The 528-nt window shown below is 61.9% G+C and carries 2 protein-coding genes; both read right to left on the reverse strand.

All coding sequences use genetic code 11. The features are described 5' to 3' along the window. Positions 1-407: GTP-binding protein (locus E0D90_RS25995; protein WP_438827457.1), on the reverse strand; the 407-nt coding region annotated here is incomplete at its 3' end. Then, positions 388-528 (reverse strand): DUF742 domain-containing protein (locus E0D90_RS26000; RefSeq protein ID WP_130800343.1); only part of this gene is annotated, 141 nt, incomplete at its 5' end. The genes E0D90_RS25995 and E0D90_RS26000, both read right to left, overlap by 20 nt.

Below are 528 nucleotides of genomic sequence, written 5' to 3' on the forward strand. Positions count from 1 at the left end.
TCAACCGCAGGAAAACAGTCCGCCAACCGACGCGTATCAACCAGCACCACCGCACCGATCGCACCACGCACCAAGTCATCCCACATGAACCAGAAACGATCCTGCCCCGGCGTACCGAACAGATACAGAATCAGATCCTGATCCAACGTGATACGACCGAAGTCCATCGCCACCGTCGTCGTGGTCTTACCACCCGTATGCGTCAGATCATCGATCCCCGCAGACGCAGACGTCATCACCGCCTCGGTCCGCAGCGGATTGATCTCCGACACAGCCCCCACGAACGTGGTCTTCCCCACGCCGAACCCACCCGCGACAACGATCTTCGCCGACGTCGTAGACCGCGTCGCAGACCCGGAACGAGCCGGAGCCGCACCGCCCCCACCGCTAGAGCTTCCGAAGTCCACTGAGCACCCTTTCAAGCAACGTCACATCAGGCTGACCACCCGGCTCACCCTCATGACCAGGCTGATGAATAGCGACAAGCCCGGCCTCCGCCAGATCGGCGACCAGAATCCGGGCCACACC

The sequence above is a fragment of the Streptomyces otsuchiensis genome (assembly GCF_004305975.1).
Lineage (GTDB): Bacteria > Actinomycetota > Actinomycetes > Streptomycetales > Streptomycetaceae > Streptomyces > Streptomyces otsuchiensis.